A 13,445-nucleotide genomic window follows, 5' to 3' on the forward strand; every position below is an offset into this window, starting at 1 on the left:
GGTTTGGGGGTGGGGGGGGGGGGGGGGGGGGGGGGGGGGGGGGGGGGGGGGTGTTGGGGGGGGGGGGGGGGGGCCCCCCGCCGGGGGCCCCCCCCCCCCCCGTACTCAGCGCCGCAGCGCCGCGACGCTGCTCGCCACGGCCGCGACCAGCTGCCGGTTCTCGGCGGCGCCCCCGCCCCCGCCGTACGCGAACCGCCGCCGCGTGTAGCTGTACGCGATCCCACTGTCCGGGTCGGCGAGGGCCTGTGCACCGACCGCCCCGCTGTGGCCGAAGGCCCGGGTGCCCAGGCCCGGATAGCGCTTGTGCTGGGCCTCGAATCCGAGCAGGAAGTGCCCCTCCTCGCCGGTGACCAGGTCCACCCCCGGCGTATGCGGGGTGGTGAACTCCGCGAGCGTGCCGGCGGTGAGCAGCGGCGGGCGCCCGTCCACCGGCGAGATCGCGGCGGCGTAGAGCTTGGCGAGGCCGCGCGCGGTGCCGACGCTGCCGGATGACGCCGGCCCCTGTGCCCGTACGGACCGGGTGGCGCCGAAGTCCGCCAGGTCGGTGGGCGGGTCGGCGTGCAGGTTGAAGGCGATGCCGGTGAGCGAGTCCGGCGCCGGGGCCTGCGCGTCCGCCTGCGCCTGCTGCTCGGGCGGCAGCGGCTGTACGGGCAGATGGCGCGGCTCCTCGGCTTCCGGCAGTCCGAGGTAGAAGTCCAGCCCGTACGGCTCCCGCAACCGCTCGTCGTACAGCCGCTGGAGGCTCTTGCCCGTGACCCGCCGCGTCACCTCACCGATGAGCGCGCCGATGGTGAAGGCGTGGTAGCCGTACCCCTCCCCCGGTGTCCAGTACGGGCGCGCCCCCGCGAGGCATTCGGCGAGCCGCTGGTCGTCGGCGAGCTCCGCGGTGCTGAAGCCCTCCGGGACGCCGATCAGGCCGGCCCGGTGCGAGAGGAGCTCGCGGATGGTGAACCCGCCCTTGCCCTCGGCGGCGAACTCGGGCCAGTAGCGCGCGACCTGCCGGTCCAGCTCCAGCGCTCCGTCCTGCACCAGCAGCGCGGCCAGCAGATGGGCGGCGCCTTTGCCGGACGAGTACAGCGCGAGCAGCGAGTCCCCGGTCATCCCGGGCCCCGTCCAGAGATCGACGACGTCCCGCCCGTGCAGCCGCACGGACAGTTGCGCGCTCAGCCCGGGCTCACCGGCCGCGACGGCGCCGAAGGCGTCCCGTACCGCGCTGAACTCCTCGGCCGCGGTGCCGTGCACCACTGTCGTGCCTGTTGTCGTGATGGTCATCGTCAGGCCCCCGCCGGCTGCCGGTCCGCGGCCTTGGCCACCAGGGCGCCGAGCAGGTCGGACAGCAGCTCGCGGGTGACGGGGTCGGCCAGTCGGCCGGACCCGTCGAAGCGTTCGTGCGAGCGGAAGACCATGACCTCGGGCTTGACGACCAGATCCGAGTCGGTCCACACGAACACCTGCCGCAGCGCCAGCTGGGCCCGCACAGAGCCGAAGGCCGACGGGGACGCGCCAACGATTGCGAGCGGCTTGCGGTGCAGCGGCAGGCCCTCGGTGCCGGTCCAGTCGGTGCTGACCCAGTCGATGGCGTTCTTCAACACGCCGGGTATCGAGTAGTTGAACTCGGGGGTTGCGATCAGCAGGGCATCCGCGGCGGTGATCCGCTCGCGCAGCTCGCGGACGGCGGCGGGGCGCGCGTCTGGGGTGTCCAGGTCCATGTCGTACGGGGGGATGGCGCGCAGCCCGCCGTAGATGTCGACGGCGACACCCTCGGGAGCAAGCTCGGCGGCGGCGTGCAGCAGCGCTGTGTTGTGGGAGCCGGTGCGCAGACTTCCGGAGAGGGCAAGGACGTTGAGGTGATTCACGGCAGGCTGCTCCGTCGGGTCGGTGTCACTCGAACAGAACTGGACTGTACGGCACAGTCCAGTTGGACTCAAGAGTCCACTTCGACTGCTAGGCTGAAGCCGATGAACGAACGCACCCGCCCCTCCGGCGACCGCGCCGCCCGCAAACGCGCGGCGATCATCGGCGCCGCGCGCGCACAATTCCTCGAGCACGGCTTCGGTGCCGGCGTCGATCAGATCGCCGCTCAGGCGGGCGTGTCGAAGATGACGGTCTACAACCACTTCGGCAGCAAAGAGGACCTCTTCGCCGACGTGATCGGCGACGCGCTGGAGCAGGCGCTGGGCACCACCGCCGAGGAGATGAGCCGGCAACTGGAGGCGGACGACGACATCCGCGAGGTCCTGATCGCCACCGCCCGCGGCTGGGTGCAGGGCATCGCCCAGGACGACGTCCTGCGGCTGCGCACCCTGATCGCCGCGGAGACCCGCCGCTTCCCCAGCCTGGGACGCGCCTGGCGCGAACAGGGCCCGGAACGCTTCGCGGAGCCCCTTGGCACCGCGCTGCACGCCACACCGGATCTGGAGATCCCCGACCTGGAGGTCGCGATCATCCAGTTCTACGCCCTCGTGCTGTACCCGCACGTCGTCCACAGCACATACGGCGATCGCCTGTCACCGGACCTGACGGAGCGGCTGATCGAGCGGGGCGTGGACATGTTCCTGGCGTACTACCGGGCGAGCTAGAAGGCTGATGGAGATGTCGGGTTCTGGTCCCACTGCGTGAGCGGTGGGACCAGACTCGTTTCGTGGCGATGGGGAAATGGGTCGGGGAGACGGTCGGGCCGGATGTGTGGGAGACCTGCCGGAAGCTGATCCCGGCGGGGAGTGTGTTCGCGTTCCTGGCCGAGCACCGGGGCCGGCTGTTCCCGGCGGCGGTGTTCGCGGACATGTATCCGTCGGCGAACGGCCGACCGAGCGTGCCGCCACAGATCCCGGCCGCGGCGATCACCCTCCAGGCCCTGCACGGCCTGTCCGACTTCGAGACCGTCCAGGAACTGCGGTGCGACCTGCGGTGGAAGGCCGCCTGCGGTCGCGTCACCCCCGGCCACGGGGACAACCATCACGAGGCCGCCGTCGCACTCGGCCTCCTCGCCGGGGAGGACCACCCCGTCGAGGCGTTCGGCGACACCGCCTACTCCACCGGAACCGCCCGCCGGGCCCTCGGCAGGGCCGGACACACGCTGTTCTTCAAACCTGTCCCGCAACGGCCCGCCGTCGCGGGCGGCTTCGTCCTCGACGACTTCGGCGTCGACACCGCAACCGGCACGGCCGCCTGTCCGGCCGGCCACGCCGTCCCGCTCCACAAGGCCTACCGCCGCTGGCGGCCACCGGTCGAACGCGCCGTCGCCTGGCTCGTCGGCCACGGCAACCGCCGCCTGCGCTATCGAGGAACCATCAAGAACAACGGCCAGCCGGCCCGCTGCGCCTGGACCCAGATCTTGGTGTGATCCGGGCTGTCGCCGTCAGGCGCCAGCCCGGATCTGCCAGGTGGTGCCGACGACACCTACCGGCGGCAGATGAACCGGCAGCTCACCGTGCAGGAGTCCCGCCACAAGCTCGCTCGGGACATCTGCCACGGCAAGCGCGGGCAGATCATGCAGGCGTACAAGACGGGCAGGAGGACCCAACTCGGCGCCCTCGGTCTCGTGCTGAATGCCGCCGTACTGTGAACGACCCGCTATCTCGACGCCGCAGTCGAGGAGTTGCGGACCCTGCCCGCCGAGGAGCGCGAGCACGACGTCCTGGACCAGGACGTCGCCCGCGTCCCCCCGCTCAAGCACGCCAACCTCAACATGCTCGGCCGCTACGGTTTCCGCTCCTCCACCCCGGTCGACGGCGGCCTGCCCGCTGCGCGACCCGGGGGCCGGTGGTCTCGACGAGGACGACGGCGCCGACGAATGACCCACGGTCCGCCGATCAGAAAGCATTGACGGAGTGAGTGCTCACTCCGTAGAGTTTTATGTATGGCAGAGAACTCTCCCGCTCCCTCCCGGCGCCGTGCGGCGCCCATGGAACCCGACCAGCGCCGCGCGATGATCGTCGCCGCGGCCCTTCCCCTCGTCATCGAGTACGGCGCCTCCGTGTCCACGGCGAAGATCGCGCGCGCCGCAGGCATTGGAGAGGGCACGATCTTCCGGGCCTTCGCCGATAAGGACGCCCTGCTCGCGGCCTGCATGGCCGAGGCGGTACGTCCCGACGACACCCTCGCCCACCTGGACTCGATCGCACTGGACCAACCGCTGGCGGCCCGGCTCACCGAGGCGGCCGAGGTGATGCGCGGCTACATGATGCGCATGGGCGCCGTTGCCGGTGCCCTCGCGTCGGCCGGGCGACTGGAACGCCCTGCACCCGCCGATCCCGCCAAGGACGGCCGCTCCCCGGATCGCGAAGCCGGCCTCGCAGCGCCCCGCGCGGCCCTGGCCGCCCTGTTCGCACCCGACCAGGACTCCCTGCGACTGGCCCCGGAACGGCTCGCGGACGCCTTCCAGCTCATGCTCATGTCTGCCGGCCGTCCCGGCGCCCCGGACCCGCTGACCACCGAAGAACTGGTGGACCTCTTCCTCAACGGCGCGCTCACCACCCCGGGTAAGGCCCGGTGACCACAATTGAGGCGTACGACGCGCTCATGCCCCGGTGCCGGACGGCGATCACATTTGCCCTGCTGGGGTGAGCGACGGCGCCAGGACGACGGACGGGCAGCAGCCGGCCCCGCGGAGGCACCACGGCAACGGCCGGACCGGGACGACGGCGGGCGCCCGGCGGAGACGTACGGGCCGGACGAGGACCGCGAGCGGCAGCGCCTCCGGCCTCCGCCAGCCGGCCGAGACGCCCGCCGGCCGGGACGGCAGCCGGGTGGAGCGCAGCAGGTGGGCACCACCGGCCAGCGCGACGGACAGCAGCCGCTGTCGACGGGCCCGTACGACAACCGGACCGCAGCCGCGGCCGGACGAAGCGGCCGACGGCCGAGCGTCGGGAGCGGAAAGCCGCGGCCAGACCGGGACGGGACGGCGAAGGCACAACGGCAACAGTCCGGACGAGGACGACGACGGGCAGGCGGCGAACGGCGGAGCAGCAGCGGTCCGGACCCACCGTCGTCCCGGACGGCAACTACCGGGTGGCGGCCGCTGGAGCCCGGGCGGGACAGCGGGACGGGAACGAGCGAGCCGGACGGAGGCCCGGCAGCGGCAGCGGCAGCCAGAACAGCGGCCGGACGGCGGCCGCGAGCGGGGCGCAGCCGAGCGCGCGTCGCAGGGCGCAGCCGTACGGGCGGACCTGGACGGCGGCACCGGGGCCGACGGCCTGGTCGACGAGGAGGGCGACGAGCAGACCCCGGGGACCGGGACAGCGGCGAGCGAGGAGGGCAGCGGGCCTTCGTCGAACGTCACCACCCCGGCGCCGACGCCGAGGGGACCGGCACAGCCGGGAGGACAGCCGGACGGGACGGCGAGCAGCGGCGCCTTCGGCCTCCGCTGGCCGGGACGCAGCCGAACGGCAGCCGGGTGGAGCACAGCCCAGCGGGTGGGCACCACGCGTGCAGGGCGATGGACGGCGGCGACGCCGGCACCAGGACGGGCAGGCGGCAGCCGCGGCCGGTGACTACCGGGTGAAGCGCAGCGGCGGCGTGGTAGCCGTCAAGGAGTAACTTTCATCAGCTGTCTGCTCCTGGGCCCGGCTTTCCGTGAGCTGCCTCACATCCGCGGGGGTGGGTGCGGTGTGGGTGGTGTCAGCGTGCGGCGGCCCCGCCGCTCCGGCCGGCCGCGGTGGCCGGTCGGGGCGGCGGGGCCGCCGCACGGTGCCCTACAGCGCCTGGAGCTGGGTGAGGAGCTGGAGGGTGTCGGAGTTGAGCCAGTACTCGACGAACTTGCCGTTGTTGATGCGCAGGGTGTCGGTGCCGGTGAAGGTGACGGTCGTGCCGGGGCGGGCCTTGGCGCCGGGGAAGCCGCCGGCGTAGGTGCCGGTGGCGGTCCAGCGCAGGAAGGCGTGGCGGCCGGCGACCAGCGGGTCGACCTGGACGGAGAAGCGCAGGTCGGGGAAGGCGGCGCGGGTCTGGGCGATCCAGTTGACCAGGCCGTCGGCGCCGCGGATGCCGCTGCCGTCGCCGCCGTCCAGCATGGCGGCGTGCACGGTGAAGTCCGGCGAGATGATCGCGGGGGCCTGGGTGTAGTCGCCGTTCCACACGCGCAGCCAGGCGTCGAGCATGGCCTTCGGGTTCTTCGCCGCCGCCCGGTGGTCGTGGACGTCCGCAGCCGTGGACGGTGCGGCCTCGGCGGAGGAGGCGGTGGTGGAGGTGCTGAGGATGAGGGCGGCGGCGATCGCGGTGGTGACGGCGGCGGCGGGTGTGCGCATGGCAGTGCTCTTTCGGTGGGGAGGACCGGTGGTTCCCCGGGGGCGGCGGACGCTTCCGGGGGATCGCCCGGGTGGGGTCAGAGGGTGGTGTCGGGGATCCAGGAGCCGTGGATGCCGGCGGTGACGCGGCGCGGCAGGTGGACGGTGGCGATCGGGTCGAGGGCGGCGGCATCGAGGATGAGCAGCTGGGAGGCGTCCTGCTTCAGGTCGGAGACGACGGTGAGGAGGTAGCCGTCGTCCTCCCGGGTGCCGCCGGCCGCGGGGACGAACACCGCCTCGCTGGGCAGCCGCGCGTCGCCCGCCTGGTGGGTGCGGCGCTCGCCGGTGGTGCGGTCGTACTTGACGACGCCGTAGCCGCCGAGGCCGTGCTGGTCGGGGAAGGAGATGGCGTACTGGTAGCGGTTCTCCACGCCGACGAAGTCCTCGTTGAGGGTGGGGAACTCGATGGCGAGGTCGTCGACGACCCGCTCGTCGACGCGGGCACCGACGAGGTCGATGGTCCAGCGGCGGTTGAAGGAGCGGGTGTTGGGCTCGGTGCCGCGGCCGGGCGCGCCGACCCACCAGTTCCAGGAGAGCTGGAAACCCTTGCGGTCGACGGTGGGGCCCTCGAGCACGATGCGGCCCTGGGCGTCCTCGTAGGCGTTGGCGACGTGGAGCATGCTGCCGGGTTCGATCGGGAACCAGCGGATCGCGGCGGCGCCCTGCGGGCCGCGCGGCAGGACGCCGATCCGGGCGGGCTGCGTGTCCTGCCAGGAGTAGGGGATGCCGGAGTGCTCGGTGGGGTCGAACGTGACGGTGCCCTCGACGAAGACCACGTGGTGGCGGGTGATGGCGAAGTCGTGCTTCAACGAGGCTGTGGCGCCGGGGACTTCGGCGCTGTGGGTGATGTGCCCGTCCCGGTCGGCGACGTAGTAGGTGAGGTAGGGCGGGAAGGGCGAGGAGCCGAAGAAGTGCAGCTCGCCGGTGACCGGGTCGCTTTTGGGGTGCGCGGTCATCGCGCTGTGCAGCTTGCCGTCGAAGTCGAACGGGCCGACGGTGTCGAGGTCCCGGGTGAGTTCGAAGGGGAGGTTGGCCTCGCAGAGGGCGAGCAGGCGGCCGCCGTGTTCGATGACATGGGTGCCGGCGGTGGAGGCGGTCAGGTCGGGACCGTGCTCGGTCAGGTAGGGGGCGCCGTCGAGGGCGGGGGTGCGCACCCAGCGGTTGCGGTACCACTCGGCGCGGCCCTCGCGCAGGCGGATGCCGTGGACCATGCCGCTGCCCTTGAACCAGTGGGTGGGGGTGACGCCGGGCTTGGGGTTGTGGCTGTTGCGGACCAGCCGGCCGGTCAGCTCGGGCGGCAGGACGCCCTCCACGGTCAGCTCGGTGGCGGTGATCTCGTCGGCGACGGGGGTGTAGTGGCCGGTCAAGTAGGGCTTGGGGGTCATGGTGCGCTCCTCGGGGCTCTCGAAGGGAAGGGGGTTCGACTGGCGATGCGTCAGGCACGCAACTCGGCACGGTTCTTCAGGATGCTGAGCCAGCTCTCCAGCGAGCTGCGCAGAGCGGTGCCGAGTTCGTCGACGGCGGCCTCCACGGGCGCGCCGCTCCACGACTCCTCGGTGCGGACGAGCACCCTGTCGCCGGCCTGCTCGAAGGTCCACACGTGGACGCCGTCGATGCCGTGGGCCGGGCCGCCCCAGACGATCCGGGCGCCGGGCACCAGCTCGTGGATGGTGGAGGTGATCTCCATCCCGTGGGTGCGCCAGGTGAACGTGGCGCCCTCGGTGAGCGGGCCGTCCAGCCGTGCCTGGTCGATGTCGGTGTTCCACACCGGCCAGTCGCCGATGTCGGTGTGCAGGGCCCACACCCGCTCCAGCGGGGCGTCGATCTCGGTGGACAGGCGGACGACGACGGGTGCGGTCTCGTCGATGGTGAGCACGGTGATTCCTTTCGGTGGAGGGTGCGGAGGAACAGCGGAGAAGAAGGGTGTCGGTGGTCAGGGCCGGCCGGAGGCGGCGGGCTGCGGGGCGGGAGCGTGGGCCGGCCCGTCGGCGGGCGTGCGGCGCACCAGCAGGGCGGCGAGGGCGGCGGTGCCGGCCAGGATCGCGGCGCCGAGGGCGAAGGCGGTGCGGTACCCGGCCGTCAGCGCCTCCAGGGGAGGTTGGTGGCCGGCGGCGTGCGAGGTGACGGTGCCGGCAACGGTGGCCAGGACGGCGAGGCCGACGGCGCCGCCGACCTGACGGGTGGTGTTGACCAGGCCGCCCGCCAGTCCCGCGTCCGGGCCGGTGACCGCTGCCACGGACAGGCCGGTGAGTTGCACGAAGGCGACGCTCAGGCCGAGTCCGACCAGGGCGCTCGGGCCGAGGACGTCGGTGAAGAAGCTCCCGTGCGCGCCGATGCGGGACAGCCAGAGCATCCCGGTGGCCTCGGTCAGCAGCGCCGCGAGGAGCGCTGTCCGGCTGCCGACCCTGCGGACGAGAGCGGGGGCGAGAGACGCACCGAGCATGTTCGCCGCCGCCAGCGGGAGTTGTCCGAGGCCGGTGGTGAGCGGGTCCTCGCCGAGGACCTGCTGCTGGTAGAGCGGCAGGAAGAAGAACAACGCGATCCACACCGAGCCGAACAGCGCCGTCAGCAGGTTCCCCACTGCCACCTCGCGGGCGGCGAACAGGCGGGGCGGTACCAGCGGCACCGCGGCGGACCGTTCGATCCGCAGGAACGCCACCACCAGTACGGCGGCTGCGGCGAAGGCGGCGAGCACGGCGGGGTCGGTCCAGCCGGCGCGGCGAGCCGAGGCCACGCCCCAGACCAGGGCGGTCAGGGCGAGGGCGCTGACGGCCGTTCCGATCAGGTCGAAGCGGGCCCGTTCGGTCCGGGCCGCGGCGGGGACGCACGCCGCGGTCGCCGTCAGCACGGCGAAGCTCCCGATCGCCACCGCATGGAAGATCCACGGCCAGCCCCACGCCCGGGTCAGCACTCCGCCGAGCACCACCCCGGCCGCACCGCCCGCGCCGGACACCGCGCCCCAGACCGCGAGCGCCCGGCTGCGCGCCGGTCCGGGCGGGTGCAGGCCCAGGGCGAGGGCGAGAGCGGCCGGTGCGACGGCCGCCGCACCGGCTCCCTGGACGGCGCGCACCGCGATCAGGACGCCCGGCGAGGCCGCGAGCGCGGCCGCGGCGGAGGCGGAGCCGAAGACGCCCAGACCGGCGAGCAGGACGCGGCGGCGGCCCAACAGGTCGGCGGCCCGCCCACCGGCCAGCAGCAGCGCGCCGAACGCCAGGCCGTAGGCGTTGACCACCCAGGTGGTGGCGGAGTCCGAGAGGCCGACGCCGGCGCGGATCTGCGGCAGTGCGACGTTCACGATGGAGGTGGCGAGCATGACGGTGAACTGGGCGGCGGCCAGCACCGCGAGGATGGCGCCGCGTGGCGGTCGGGGCACGGGGACTCCCGGGAAAGCGGTGGGAAAGAGGGGGAAGGGCAGTGGCGCGGGCGGCGTTCGGCGTGTGTGCCGAGGTGCCCGGGGGTGGCCCCGGGGCGCTCGGTGTCAGCGCGCGGCGCGCTCGGCGGCGGACTTCAGGTGCAGCAGCCACTGGGCGAGGGACCGGTCCAGGGCCCGGGTGATGGCGGCGGCGTCGGCCCGCACGGGCTCGCCGTCCCAGGACTCCTCGGTGACGGCGAACGTCGCCCTGGCCGAAGGCGTGAGCGTCCACTCGTGGACGGCGGTGATCCCCTGCGACAGGCCGCCCCAGCGGATCAGCCGGGGTGCGTCCACCGCGTACGCGGTGGAGGTGAGGTCCAGGCCGCCGGTGCGCCAGTGGAACACCGCGCCAGGGATCAGCGGGGTCAAGGCGCGGGCCTCAGCGATGTCCGGCTGCCAGGTGGGCCAGCCGGGCACGTACGTCAGCAGCTCCCAGACGGCGGTGGCCGGGGCCCTGATCGCCAGCTCACGGCGGGCGACGACCGGGGCGGCCCGGTCGACGCCCGAGGGCGTGTTCTTCATGCCCCCGAGTCTGGTCCGGCCGCCCCACGCCCTCATCGGTGGAAGTCGCCTAGGCGATCACCTAATCGGCGCCGCGGCTACCGGGCCTCGCGGCCGAGCACGTCGGCGAGCTGGCGACGCGAGGTGATGTCAAGCTTGCGGAACACGCTGCGCAGATGGGCGTCGATGGTGCGCGGGCTCAGGAACAGCCGATCGGCGACCTCCCGGGAGGTCGCACCGGTCGCCACCAGCCGCGCGATGTTGAGCTCCTGACCGGTCAACGACTGCACCGTGCCGAGCGCGACGGGCTTGGCCTGTTCACCGGCGGCGGCCAGCTCCACCCGGGCCCGCTCGGCGAAGCCTTCCGCGCCCATCGCGGCGAACAGGTGGTGAGCGGTGCGCAGCACTTCCCGGGCATCGGCGCGGCGGCCGTCGCGGCGCAGCCACGCGCCCTGGTGCAGCAGCGCCCGCCCGTGCCATAGCCGCAGGCCTGCGGCGTCCAGCCGGGCGACCGCCTCGACGTGGAGTTCCTCCGGCTCCGGTGACAGCAGGGCGGCGAGCGCGGCGCGCACGCCCAGCGCCCAGTCGGTGCCTGCGGCCGTGGTGTGTCGCGACAGCCGAGCGAACGCCTCCCGGGCGCTGTCCTCCTCGCCGCACCGGACAGCCGCCTCGACGAGCTCCGGCAGGGCGAGGCTGGACGTTCCCAGGTCGCCGTCCGTCAGGGCCAGTCGGGCCGAGGCCAGGGCCGCGCGGTGGTCGGCGGCCCCGTTGGCGTACAACGCCGCCGCCGCGTGGACGGTCGCCGTCAGCATGCCCTTGCGGCGGGCGTGCGACTCGGCCAGCACCCGCTCGAACAGTGGCCGAGCCTCGGTCGCCACGCCGCGCACCGCGGCCGCGAACAGCCTGCCGTACCAGTGCGGCGGAACGCCGGTCACCTCGGCTATGCCGTCGGCCTCGCTGTTCAGCGCCGCCGCCGCGGGCAGGTCACCGCGCTGCGCGGCGGCCATCGCCTGCATCCACAGCCCGACCGGGAGGACCATCAGCGCCCCGCCGGCCCGCGCCGCATCCACGGCCCGGGTGGCGAGCCGTTCCTCCAGCGCGACGTCCCACAGCTCGATGGCCAGCAGCGCGGCGAGCGACAGCCGGCCCGTCCACAGCGGATCGGTGACCTGCGACAGCAGTTCGAGCAGCCTGGGCACCGCGGCCGACTCGCCGTCGAGGTAGGCGACCAGTGCGTCCAGCAGCTCGTCTGAGGTGGAGGGTTCGCCCACCGGGGCGGGTGCCCGGCGTGCCGCCTTGAGGGCGTCGCGCGCGGCGGGCGAGGACCGGCCGACGACCAGGCCGGCCTGCAGGGCGTCCAGCAGGTGGGTCCGCGCCCGCCCGGGATCGAGGGCGGCGGATCTGATGAGGTGGCCGACGGCGTCCGCCGCGCCGTCGCCGAAGAACGCCGCCCGGGCGCGCAGCAGTTCGGCCTCCACCCGGCCGGCGTCATCGATCGGGCCGCTCTGCGCCGCTTCGACCAGCGTCACCGCGCTCTCGAACGAGCCCGCCTCCAGCGCAGCCCGCGCCGCGGCCAGACTGCGGGCGGCGCGCAGCCGCGGCTCGGCCGTCAGGCTCGCGGCCTGCTCCAGGAACGCCGCCTCGGCTGCGGCCCCGCCCCGGCGCCTCGCCCGTTCCGCGCCGCGCAGCAGGTCGGTCGCCACCTCCTCGTCGGGGCGCGAGAGGGACTGCGCGCGGTGCCAGGACCGGCGGTCGGGGGCCGACAGCGGGTCGGTCACGTCGGCGAGCGCGCCGTGGACGCGGCGGCGCTCCGCCGGCGACGCCGCCGTGTACACCGCCGACCGCACCAGCGGGTGCCGGAACCTCGCCTGGCCGCCCAGCTCGATGAGTTCGCTCGCCTCGGCTTCTGGCCCGGCCTCGGGACCCACTCCCAGCATGTCCGCCGCCTGCCACAGCAGCCCCGGGTCCCCCAGTGGCTCGGCGGCCGCGAGCAGGAGCAACGTCCTCGTGTCACCGGAGAGCAGGGACACGCGCTGCTGGTAGCTCTGCTCGATCCGGTTGGCCGGGGAGACCGGCGTCGGCAACCCGAAGCCGCCGGCCAGTGCGGCGGGCCCCAGTCGGCGCGGCAACTCGAGTAGTGCCAACGGGTTGCCGCGCGCCTCCGCGAGGATCCGCTCCCGCACCTGCTCGTCCAACGGCCCCGGCAGGCTCGACGCCAGCAGCCGGCGCGCCGCCTGGTCCGGCAACCGGGGCACCGTCAACGCCGGCAGCTCGTCCAACTCCGCGACGACGTGCGGGTCCCGCACACCGAAGACGAACGCCACGGACTCCTCCGCCACCCGCCGGGCCACGAACGCCAGTACCTGCGCCGACGCCCGGTCCAACCACTGCGCGTCGTCCACGACGCAGACCACCGGCTGCTCGCCGGCGGCGTCCGACAGCAGCCCCCGCAGGGCGAGGCCGACGGCGAAACGGCTCGGCGCGTTGCCCTCCGCCAGCCCCAGTGCCACCGCCAGATCATCGCGCTGCGGGGCGGGCAGCCGCGCGGTCCGGTCATGCAGGGGGCGGGTCAACTGGTGCACCGCGGCGTACGCGAAGTCGGCTTCGAACTCCGCCCCGTTCACCCACAGCAGCCTCGCGCCCGACAGGCCGTCAGTGGCGTGCCGTAGCAACGTCGTCTTGCCGATGCCTGCCTCGCCGCGCACGACCACCGCCCCTCCCCGGCCGACCCGCGCACCGGCCAAGAGGTCGAGGAGAGCGGCAAGCTCAGCGGACGGTAGGTACTCGGAGACGATCACGGGAGACACCCCGCGATCATGCCACGGTGTCCGAACCCGGCGCTTTGCGCCCGCACCTGCGGGGTCGCCCCTGCTCGGTGCGGCACCGGGATCGCGTCCCCGCCCGCCGTTCGGCGGGCTCGTACGCGGCGGGTGGCGGTGTGGTCGTGGACGCGCTGCCACTCGGCGCGGACGGTGGCCGCGGTGGCGAAGGCGCTCTCCTGGCCGACGTCGGCGCTGCCGAAGGCTCGCCAAGACGGCGTGGCCGACTGCCCGACCGGGCGCCAGCCACCCCCGGCCCGACCGGCGCATACAGGGCTCTCATCCAGATTGCAGGAATCCCCACTACTTCTCACGTGATCCGTAAGTTCTCAACCAAGCACCCTGCGCCGCCCTGCAGGGGCGCCGATCCCACGCCCGCCCCGACTGTCCGTGCGGCGCCACCGGCGGGACAGGCGGGACAGGCAGGCCCGG

At 73.9% G+C, this 13,445-nt stretch carries 10 protein-coding genes and 2 pseudogenes; 4 read left to right on the forward strand and 8 right to left on the reverse strand.

What is annotated here, in order from left to right:
- Window positions 1-105: 105 nt before the first annotated feature.
- The gene (locus ACFY0X_RS35580; protein ID WP_387760662.1) at window positions 106-1,272 is read right to left on the reverse strand and encodes a serine hydrolase domain-containing protein; all 1,167 of its coding nucleotides are present in this window, start codon (window positions 1,270-1,272) and stop codon (window positions 106-108) included.
- A gap of 2 nt (window positions 1,273-1,274) precedes the next feature.
- Window positions 1,275-1,856 (reverse strand): NADPH-dependent FMN reductase, encoded by a 582-nt coding sequence (locus ACFY0X_RS35585; protein WP_387760663.1) that lies wholly within the window; start codon window positions 1,854-1,856, stop codon window positions 1,275-1,277.
- Window positions 1,857-1,958: 102 nt separating this feature from the next.
- On the opposite strand from ACFY0X_RS35585, the gene ACFY0X_RS35590 reads away from it, so the two are divergent.
- The 4 genes and pseudogenes from ACFY0X_RS35590 to ACFY0X_RS35605 all read left to right on the forward strand — a co-directional run bounded on the left by ACFY0X_RS35590 (window position 1,959) and on the right by ACFY0X_RS35605 (window position 4,495).
- Window positions 1,959-2,579: a TetR/AcrR family transcriptional regulator gene (locus ACFY0X_RS35590; RefSeq protein WP_387760664.1), complete on the forward strand. Its 621-nt coding sequence runs from the start codon at window positions 1,959-1,961 to the stop codon at window positions 2,577-2,579.
- Window positions 2,580-2,647: 68 nt separating this feature from the next.
- Window positions 2,648-2,926: pseudogene (locus tag ACFY0X_RS35595) on the forward strand (transposase); the annotation flags it as partial.
- A 465-nt stretch (window positions 2,927-3,391) separates the two neighbouring features.
- A pseudogene (locus ACFY0X_RS35600) lies at window positions 3,392-3,797 on the forward strand (Tn3 family transposase); the annotation flags it as partial.
- A gap of 107 nt (window positions 3,798-3,904) precedes the next feature.
- Window positions 3,905-4,495 (forward strand): TetR/AcrR family transcriptional regulator, encoded by a 591-nt coding sequence (locus tag ACFY0X_RS35605; protein ID WP_387760665.1) that lies wholly within the window; start codon window positions 3,905-3,907, stop codon window positions 4,493-4,495.
- Between the two features lie 1,198 nt (window positions 4,496-5,693).
- Here ACFY0X_RS35605 and ACFY0X_RS35610 read toward each other — a convergent pair.
- The 6 genes from ACFY0X_RS35610 to ACFY0X_RS35635 form a co-directional block, all read right to left on the reverse strand.
- Window positions 5,694-6,242: an ester cyclase gene (locus ACFY0X_RS35610; RefSeq protein WP_387760666.1), complete on the reverse strand. Its 549-nt coding sequence runs from the start codon at window positions 6,240-6,242 to the stop codon at window positions 5,694-5,696.
- A 77-nt stretch (window positions 6,243-6,319) separates the two neighbouring features.
- The gene (locus ACFY0X_RS35615; protein WP_387760667.1) at window positions 6,320-7,666 is read right to left on the reverse strand and encodes a carotenoid oxygenase family protein; all 1,347 of its coding nucleotides are present in this window, start codon (window positions 7,664-7,666) and stop codon (window positions 6,320-6,322) included.
- Window positions 7,667-7,716: 50 nt separating this feature from the next.
- A complete protein-coding gene (locus ACFY0X_RS35620) occupies window positions 7,717-8,157 on the reverse strand; it encodes an SRPBCC family protein (protein ID WP_387760668.1) in 441 nt (146 codons plus the stop codon).
- Window positions 8,158-8,214: 57 nt separating this feature from the next.
- A complete protein-coding gene (locus ACFY0X_RS35625) occupies window positions 8,215-9,654 on the reverse strand; it encodes an MFS transporter (protein ID WP_387760669.1) in 1,440 nt (479 codons plus the stop codon).
- A gap of 105 nt (window positions 9,655-9,759) precedes the next feature.
- Complete coding sequence (locus ACFY0X_RS35630) at window positions 9,760-10,215, reverse strand: SRPBCC family protein (RefSeq protein WP_387760670.1); 456 nt, start codon at window positions 10,213-10,215, stop codon at window positions 9,760-9,762.
- 77 nt (window positions 10,216-10,292) lie between these two features.
- Complete coding sequence (locus tag ACFY0X_RS35635; RefSeq protein WP_387760671.1) at window positions 10,293-13,283, reverse strand: AAA family ATPase; 2,991 nt, start codon at window positions 13,281-13,283, stop codon at window positions 10,293-10,295.
- Window positions 13,284-13,445 lie beyond the last annotated feature (162 nt).

This window comes from Kitasatospora sp. NPDC001547 (genome assembly GCF_042894165.1).
Taxonomy (GTDB): Bacteria; Actinomycetota; Actinomycetes; order Streptomycetales; family Streptomycetaceae; genus Kitasatospora.

Excerpts from the sequence above, each read along its gene's own strand:
- ACFY0X_RS35580 (WP_387760662.1), bottom strand. The coding sequence starts at position 1,272 with ATGACCATCACGACAACAGGCACGACAGTGGTGCACGGCACCGCGGCC.
- ACFY0X_RS35590 (WP_387760664.1), top strand. The coding sequence starts at position 1,959 with ATGAACGAACGCACCCGCCCCTCCGGCGACCGCGCCGCCCGCAAACGC.
- ACFY0X_RS35605 (WP_387760665.1), top strand. The coding sequence starts at position 3,905 with ATGGAACCCGACCAGCGCCGCGCGATGATCGTCGCCGCGGCCCTTCCC.
- ACFY0X_RS35610 (WP_387760666.1), bottom strand. The coding sequence starts at position 6,242 with ATGCGCACACCCGCCGCCGCCGTCACCACCGCGATCGCCGCCGCCCTC.
- ACFY0X_RS35615 (WP_387760667.1), bottom strand. The coding sequence starts at position 7,666 with ATGACCCCCAAGCCCTACTTGACCGGCCACTACACCCCCGTCGCCGAC.
- ACFY0X_RS35630 (WP_387760670.1), bottom strand. The coding sequence starts at position 10,215 with ATGAAGAACACGCCCTCGGGCGTCGACCGGGCCGCCCCGGTCGTCGCC.
- ACFY0X_RS35635 (WP_387760671.1), bottom strand. The coding sequence starts at position 13,283 with ATGCGCCGGTCGGGCCGGGGGTGGCTGGCGCCCGGTCGGGCAGTCGGC.